Here is a 7362-nt window from a genome sequence, read left to right as displayed (position 1 = left end):
ACCAACATAAACTATTCGGTTTAATGCACCTTTATGGACTATCAAATAAATTCCACTACAACCAGAGCTTTTCGCTTCTTTAAGTGAACCAAGACATTTCCATTTCATAACATGTTGATTCCTCGATTGATGCCTAACACTTTAGTATTTATGCAGCACGCAGTTTGTGTTGCATAATCACTTGAACAACTTTATAAGAGAACATTTTTCTTATTTTAACGCGAAAACGTCCATATTGTATGGACTTATATTCTTAGCGAATAGTGTAAGCCACTGCCAACTATAAATATTATGCTTACTGTAGCTTATTTAAACATTTATAAAAGAGGAAAGTATTCACTTATTTTTACTAAGTTAATGACGACTCACCTGACTGACCGATTATCGCTCTTTGACGAAGTTCGGCTCTGTGCCAGCGGACCTTCAATCGTAGCTCGTTTTTGCCCCAAGACGAGTTAACGTAAATACTCTATAGGTCGACTTTGAGCGAAGCAGTCAATCAAAAGTTTTGATGTCTGAAGTAAAGATTTGATCCTCGTTGGCTTTTTCAAAACGAATGGGCACGAGCTTTTGTAATAGTGGCAACACAAGCAAAGGCTCAGAGCGATTATCAACACAAACAACGGCATTTGCACTACTCAGTGCTCTCACCAATGCGTTAACAGGGGTTATATCGTCCAAAGACTCAATAAAACAATTGTCTTTCTCAAACTCACTTATATCGTCGAAATACGCATCAGGCGAAAAACAATATAACTCAAGCGGCTTAACTACCGCGTTATTGTTGTTTGATAGTTTTTTCCCTAACACGATGAGTAGATGAGCTTTTTTATCCAATCCGAGCTTAAGCAAAAGCGTATTTATTAAATCCATGTACTTCACTGAATACCTAAATAAAATAGCGTCATATTTTTATCGTGCATTATTAGGTACATTAAAACAATAGCTATTTTGATGAATTACCAGCGATTGCGCTATGCACTATGAGTAAGTAATTTAATCCATTCATCTGCGTTTGACACAATGAATTGATATTTATTGCCATCTTTTAATACGACTTCAATTGCATCATGTGTATAAGGCAAAATACCTGCAACTTTACCAGTGCACTTACTCACTTTTACAATTTCACGCCGTGAAAACGTATAAGGCCCTAACCCAAATTGTGCATTAAACGGTGAAAAATGAATATCAGTGTTGGTTAGCCAAAATTTACCGTCGGCTTTAATCGTCCCTTTTTGAATTGTGGCGGTTGTCGATTTGATTGTTATTGCTTGCATAATAATATTCCTTTATGTGGCTATTAATGTGTCAGTTTTATCGCTTTTAAGTCATTACCAAGTGACGACATTTAAGCTGACTGTATTACCTTTTCTTGGTTCGCCTACCGTTAATTAATGCACCCAACCACGTATTTTTAACTAATAATAAATAACTTATTTGACCAATAAGTAATGTAACAACCACGCTAACTATAAACTTTACTAAAACTGGCCAACCAGTATTAATCAATGGCATCTGAATATAAATCAGCACTGGCACATGTATTAAATAAATCCAATATGATGCATTTGAGATGCTGCGACTGAGCTTACTTTGGTGATTTAAAAAACGATGCCCAAGTAAAAACGTTATGGCGGTTAACAAAATAACACTCAGTCCTTGTGATAAAACATGCAATACATTCAGCTCTCCCGCTGCGGCAAAATACCCCGAAGTTGCGGCGGCAATCACTTCATCTAAGCTTGGCGCGGCTGGTAATAAAGAAAAATAACCAGTCAGTGATAGTGCAACACCCAAAATAAGAGGCCATAAGTACTTATGATATGAGCAAATGAGCTGCTGTTTTTTATTAAGCCCCACTCCCAACCAATAAAAACTGCCGTAAAAACCATAGGACCATAACTGTGGCGTGAGTTTATCAGGAGCAGGAAATGGAATAGATTGCCCCATTAATGAAAACGTTAACACGATGGGAAGTACAACCCACATAAATAAAGGGTGAGCGCTAAGCGCATCAAATTTATTGCCTAATAAGTTAGTTGTTTTCAACAACCAGTGAATTAGGCAAAACTGGAATAAGTTCCACAAAAACCATAAGTGCATAGTGCTAACAACAGGCTCTTTAATAACTTTAAACACAGCAAAAATCGGCGGTATTGGATTAGCTATACCGGCTCCAAAAATCAAGGCATGGTAGTAAACGGCAAAGCTGAACGGTAAAAATACAATAAAAGGCAGTAGAATATGTTTACTGCGATGATGTAAAAAGCGCGCGTTGCTCGATTTATCTATTAAAAGTGCACTGCAAAACCCTGCAATAATAAAAAATAATGGCATCCGAAATAAGTGCAGCGTATGCGTAATATAATCAAATAGACCATGTGTGCTTGGGTCTGCCGTAAACCAAATATTGCGAAAGAACGGACTGTAGGCTAAAGCGGCATGAAATACGATGCCGAGCAATAGCGCGAGGCTGCGTAAATTATCAATGTAGTGTAATCGACTGTCTTTATTCATTAATGTGCCCAACTAACTTTTATTAATAAAGCATAAATGAATGAGGTTTCATGACACTAGTCACAAAGCTCATAGCCCGAGCTATGACAGATGTCACTGTTTTTACAACGCGAGTTCTGCAATAATTGCTAAAAAAATATGGCCACAGTAATGGAATCAACTATACGACATACAACCGATTGGCATTTCTCAACATTGGCATCGTGGCTTGGGGTGACATTGGCGTGTGCCTATTATGCCAACTCAGAATTAGCGCTATATTTGCAAATCATAGTAAGTGGTTCCATTTTAGCTATTTTGCTGTATGTGTTAAAACAGCCTAACAAATTTGTTCACGGCGTAGCACTTGGCTATTTCCTGCTTATTTTGGCAATGATACAACTGAGTTCAACATCCTTAGTTTTTATCCACCTAGTGATGTTTACCGCGGTTTTTAGTCCTCATTTTTCGCTTCCTAAGATACTGGCTTGTGTTGTGGCCGCCATGCTGGTGTATGGTTTAACGCATTATGCGCGCTGGGAAAATGGCATTCCTTGGATCACGTTTACAATTTGGTTTTTCTTTTGCTTGATGAATTGGTTTGTTAGCCGGCGTATTGTCGAAAGTTTAAATACACATTACCAATCCCGCCAAAACTACAAAGAGTTAAAAGCCACCCAACACATGATGGGGGCGATGCATGCAGCGCAAGAGCGACAAAACATATCACGCGAGCTCCATGATTCGCTCGGCCATAAGCTTACCGCGCTCAGCATTAATTTAGATTTTGCTAAAAGAGCTGCAAATGAAGCCACCGTTGAAACCCTCTCTCTTTGCCACCAACTTAGCCAAGAAGTATTGGCTGAAGTGCGCGAAATCGTTTCCACTCAGCGCAATGACAAAACGATACTTAAGCAAGCTCTTGAGGCCATTTGCGAACTGACACCTAATTTACACTGTGATCTCCAACTAAGTAAAGAGACAGAGCAGCTACCTCAAGACTACGCCCTGTGTGTATTGCGGTTTACCCAAGAGATGATCAGCAACACCCTTAAACATACCCATGCAAACCATTTTACTTTGCATGTAAATGTCACCCTCGTTGGCGAACAGCCGCTGTTAGTTGCAAAAGCGTATCACAATCAAGCAGAGACCCATTTACCAAAGCAAGGGAACGGATTAGCAGGACTAAATGAGCGAATGGCACAATTTGGCGGTGAATTTTCACAACACCTTGAGCAAGAAACATTGATCAATACCATGACACTACCACTAAATTTAGAAGAAAAAAGCCATGATAAAGTGCCTACTAGTTGAAGATCAGACATTAGTTCGTTTAGGCCTCGCTAATTTACTTAACCTCGATAGCGCCATTAATATCGAAGCCCAAGCTGAAGATGGCTTGCAAGCGCTTACACTATTAGCTGAGCATAGTTTTGACATTGCTTTACTCGATATGAGAATGCCGAATTTAGATGGGCTCGGCGTGCTGCAAAAAATGCGTGAAAAGGGTGATAAAACCCCTGTGCTGATCATCACCACATTTGAAGATTGTGATGTATTAGTCAAAGCCCTTAATCTAGGTGCTCGTGGGTATGTGCTTAAAAACATTGAACTTGAAGAGCTCATTAGCGCTATCAAGCAGGTCGTTGCAGGTGAGCGAGTATTGCAAAGTGCGGTGACTGATTTTTTACTCAAAAAGCAACTAAGCCCTCAGCTCTGCTTAACGGACAAAGAACAAACCGTATTGCAGTGTTTGTCTTTAGGTATGCCAAACAAAGTGATTGCCAAAAAATTAGATAACTCTGAGGGGACTATTCGTAATCATGTGTCACAAATTCTTGCCAAATTAGACGTAAAAGACCGCACTCAGGCCGTTATAAAAGCCATTAATCAAAACCTAATTTAACACGCGAACAACACCAAATTACTATTTTTATTAGGCTTAAGTGGTGCAATCAACATAAATAAGAGTAAACAAAACCAACTAATAAACAAACAGGCGACTATCCATGCGAGCTTTTCTTGGCGTTCCACTTTTTGTGACCTAGCAATGAGTATGATTGGCATCACCCAAATCTTGATTCCAGACATTAAAGATCTTCAGTCTGCTCATGGCACCGAACCGCCCGTCGACTCTAACTCATAATTGTCCAAAAAGAGTTTGTCTGGTCGTATCTTCACAAATAAAAAAGGCGAACATTTCTGCTCACCTTTTCTAGAGTTATAGTTTGGGGAAAATGCAGTTTTTTAGACCGCATTTTTCTTTATAGAGTTTTTAGTTTTAGATTGGGAATATTTAGACAATTTAATAGCCCCAATCACATGGTCGTTATTATAGTTTGGGAATTTTTAAGCTTTACCATAAATCCTTTGCTCTAAGTTTTTCACTTTCGCTTTTGAGCTCCTAGCACACTCTCCAACCTTATTTAAAATAACCTCTAATTTACTTGATAAACCTTCTATGTTTTTCCATCCCTCAAAAGTATTTTGTATCAATTTACTTTCTGCACTTGAACAAGCGGTCATGAAATTATAAACAACCCATTGGGCGCCTTCTTTTGGAATCCGCTTTAAAATACGGCCTTTATTTTTTGAAAAATATGCAGCAACAAACTCTCTATTTTCTGCAAAAAATGCTGGAAACTGGAAACGGTAATCAATAACAAACTCAGTAGTTGAATCACTGAGCAGTAACTCATAAAACGCTTTAATTTGCTCCTCTTTTAATGTGTAGCCAATTGAGTCCAAAACATCTTCTTTAAATGTAATGTCACCACTATTGAACATAGCTAAAAGCGCTAAATATTCACTGTCTGTAGAGTTTGCGGCGGCTACTCGTAGCACGGAACTGCGTGCCGGCAAATCAATAACTTTACCTTGTTTTATTTTTCCTTTAGCAAAGGCTATTGCACTGTCAGATTTCAAATAAACACCATAAAGCGAAAGCCAAGCTCCACCATTTTCTTTGTTAAATACAGTTTGCCAATCAATAATCTTTGGTAAGTTTGCTTGTAAATAACTGCTGTAAGGCGCTTTTAAATCGCTTGGTACAAACTCAATAAACGAGTCTATTAGACTATTCAGTGCTTTTAAGGATTCAACACTGTCTGTAGGTAAACTATTTAGCGTTAGTACTAGCGTATCAACATAATCCATATAATCAATGAGTGCTGCGCTTGCCAATGCATCATTATTTTCCATATAAGACAGCTTTTCTGCATCACTGAGCAAATGAAGTGGAAATTCAGCATTATCTGTTTTATCAATATACCTAAAGTAACCCACACCTTTGGTGTCTATAAAAACCTGCGATGAAGGCGAAACTTCACTCAATAACATTGTTTGAGTATTTAACAGAACATTTTTATAAGAAACCTCATTGTCAACATTATAAATTTTCAATGTAAGCGGAATGCTCCACAATTTATTTTGCCTAAAGAAGTTATCTTGCTTTAAGTAAAGTGCATCATCTTTACGATACAAGGTCACTAATGGATATGATGACTGTTGTAAAAATGAGGAGGCCACTCCTACTAGGTTTTTAGGGATATAGCGTTTAAAGCTATCGAATGACACAACTGTGCCTTGAAAAGTCTTTACATACTCGCGAATTGACTCTTTAAATTCATCCTCCCCCATTGCCTGCTCAAGCATAGCCAGTATAGAAAAGCCCTTACTGTAAACAAGCTGACCTGTTCCATCTTGCTCTGAAGCTACCTTCACTTCAGTAATTACAGCTCGATCCATGTCGTTGTCACTTTCTAATGAACTTGATTGTGGCGTATAAGTACACTGTGCTTCTGTGGGATAAAAATGAGTCACTACTTGTGCTGCAAAAAACTCGCTAAAAGACTCATTCATCCAATAATCGTCATACCACTGCATAGTGATATCGTTACCAAACCACATATGTGCAACTTCATGAGCAACGAGTTTTCGGAACACGCACATATCGTAGCTACTTGCTCCGGCCAAGGGAATTTCTTTTGGGCTAAGCGCAATTAAGCCAACATTCTCCATTGCAGCAGAAGAGTCAAACGGTGCGATGAAGAAATCTAATTTGTCGTAAGGAAAAGGCTTACCTAAGTAGCCTGACAAATAATCAATTGTGTTATTGATTAATAGAGGCAATTCTTCATGATATTGATACTGTAAACCTTGTGGCGAAAACAAAGTACTCTTGTATTTAGTCTCCTCCATTTTCTTGCTATCAAACATACCTACGGCGATTGCTAAAACATCTGTCGGAATTACAGCCGTTTTTTCAAACTTAATCGTTTTTTTATTTGAATCAATTTTTGTAGAAAGAGCACGTGTATTGTGAAGCGCCGTTAAATTTGAAGGGATGGTTAAAGTAAACTGAAATGATGTTTTTTTATCTGGTTCATTTAAACTAGGGAAGACTTGCCTAGCAAGCATTGGCTGAAATTGTGAGAAAATATAATCTGCTTCTGCACCACTTATTTGTACAAATAGACCCTGTCCATGACTAGAGAGTTTCCCAATAAACTTAATAGCTAACTTTGCCTGACCACTAACGTTGTGATCGAGCTTATGCTTAACAATGTCATAGTTATTTGCCGTTTCAACCGGTAAGTTTGTTGATAATTCATCCATTAAAAGTTCCACAGACTGAATATTTAAACCATGGCTGTGGTAGCTAATAGTATCTGTTGGTGAAGAAATACCTAACGATAAAATTGTGGTGCCACTAAAGGTAGGTTTTGATGGATCTAATTCTAAATTGACGATTTGTGAATCTAGAGTAATTTCTTGGGGTAGCCGATAGTTATTAACTCCTGTCGCGTAAGAATAAACACTACAGAAGAAACAAAAAGCTAAAACATACTTCAAGCAATA

At 38.1% G+C, this 7362-nt stretch carries 6 protein-coding genes; 2 read left to right on the top strand and 4 right to left on the bottom strand.

The features are described from left to right. Positions 1-495: 495 nt before the first annotated feature. From PAT01_RS04570 to PAT01_RS04560, 3 genes are all read right to left on the bottom strand, one after another. Positions 496-873, bottom strand: a complete 378-nt coding sequence (locus tag PAT01_RS04570; protein ID WP_024605377.1) for a hypothetical protein — start codon at positions 871-873, stop codon at positions 496-498. A 101-nt stretch (positions 874-974) separates the two neighbouring features. Continuing rightward, positions 975-1280 carry a hypothetical protein gene (locus PAT01_RS04565; protein WP_138578570.1) on the bottom strand — a complete coding sequence of 102 codons (306 nt, stop codon included), beginning with the start codon at positions 1278-1280 and terminating at the stop codon, positions 975-977. A gap of 85 nt (positions 1281-1365) precedes the next feature. After that, positions 1366-2520, bottom strand: a complete 1155-nt coding sequence (locus PAT01_RS04560) for an acyltransferase family protein (protein WP_138578572.1) — start codon at positions 2518-2520, stop codon at positions 1366-1368. Positions 2521-2670: 150 nt separating this feature from the next. On the opposite strand from PAT01_RS04560, the gene PAT01_RS04555 reads away from it, so the two are divergent. Further along, positions 2671-3816 (top strand): sensor histidine kinase, encoded by a 1146-nt coding sequence (locus PAT01_RS04555; protein ID WP_138578574.1) that lies wholly within the window; start codon positions 2671-2673, stop codon positions 3814-3816. Next, complete coding sequence (locus PAT01_RS04550) at positions 3794-4408, top strand: response regulator (protein ID WP_024605373.1); 615 nt, start codon at positions 3794-3796, stop codon at positions 4406-4408. Before PAT01_RS04555 ends, PAT01_RS04550 begins: the two co-directional genes overlap by 23 nt. A 443-nt stretch (positions 4409-4851) precedes the next feature. On the opposite strand, the gene PAT01_RS04540 is transcribed toward PAT01_RS04550, so the two are convergent. Then, positions 4852-7356: a M1 family metallopeptidase gene (locus PAT01_RS04540; RefSeq protein WP_186807270.1), complete on the bottom strand. Its 2505-nt coding sequence runs from the start codon at positions 7354-7356 to the stop codon at positions 4852-4854. Positions 7357-7362: the final 6 nt, after the last annotated feature.

Source organism: Pseudoalteromonas atlantica (assembly GCA_007988745.1).
In the GTDB taxonomy this organism is placed as follows: Bacteria; Pseudomonadota; Gammaproteobacteria; order Enterobacterales; family Alteromonadaceae; genus Pseudoalteromonas; species Pseudoalteromonas atlantica.
The sequence above is the reverse complement of the archived record's forward strand: the minus strand, read 5'-3'. Positions and strand labels throughout refer to the sequence as shown.